Origin of the sequence: Burkholderia sp. BCC1985, assembly GCF_905339915.1 — a bacterium.
Lineage (GTDB): Bacteria > Pseudomonadota > Gammaproteobacteria > Burkholderiales > Burkholderiaceae > Burkholderia.
Map to the genome: position 1 here is coordinate 1 of NZ_CAJPGY010000121.1, position 866 is coordinate 866.

Below are 866 nucleotides of genomic sequence, written 5' to 3' on the forward strand. Positions count from 1 at the left end.
CCTTTCCCTTTGAAACACGGCGGCCGGCTTTTGCCGTGGCTGTGATTTCAGGGGATGTGGAATCGTTCCGATCAGGAATTGCCAATACATGCTCCTCGACAGATGAGCCGACGATCGTCGCGAGCATGACGCCAGAATGGGTTGCCTGCCGGGATGCGAACGGAATCGTGATGCGCACAGATAGTCGAGGCCGGGACGCCTCGCTCGAAATCCGTATGCGCAGCTTGTGGGGGGCGTGAATGATACCGGAAAGTATTGTGCAGCACAATACGGGCCCCTTGGATTTCCATACACTTTACCGGTGTGGCCCGCTCTAGCTGCGACAAAGGGGGTAGCAGTCGCCCCTGTCCCTGCTAGTGAATGCGTGCTGTCGACCGATTTGGGCCCGTTGGCTGGGCGCGGTGTGGGCGGCAGTTTCCAAGGGCGGATTCAACCGGTCGATGCAACAGCTTGATGGAATCGTTCAGCCGGCAGAAATTTGGATTTCCACACAAAAAATCATGAACGTAGGCTGCTTCGTAATCCACTTGCCGGCACTAGCACCTTGGACGCGTTACAGGTCAGCAGGCGGAGTTGGACTGAGCGTCGGCGCATGATTTAGCATCGGGTGCTCTCGAAAAAATTGTATTTACACATAAAAAATCAAGTATTCGCCACGGCATGTCAGGATTTGATATGAGCACATCGCCGGTAGTGCTCGTTGGAACGTATCAACACTCAACGGGGCAATTGTCCGTGCTAGAGCATTCTTTGAACGGTTGGAAGGTCCAGGCAATCGTCCGATTTATCAAGTCACTAAATTACCTAGGGGAGACGCAAGGATGGTTGCGGCAAGGCGCATCAGTGTCAAATTTCACATAATTGAC

Annotated in this window: 1 protein-coding gene; it reads left to right on the plus strand. The window is 53.6% G+C overall.

Annotated features, from left to right (window positions below; genetic code table 11):
* On the plus strand, nucleotides 1-239 hold a 239-nt coding region (locus tag U4Z31_RS36920), incomplete at its 5' end, for a hypothetical protein (protein ID WP_321812990.1).
* Nucleotides 240-866: the final 627 nt, after the last annotated feature.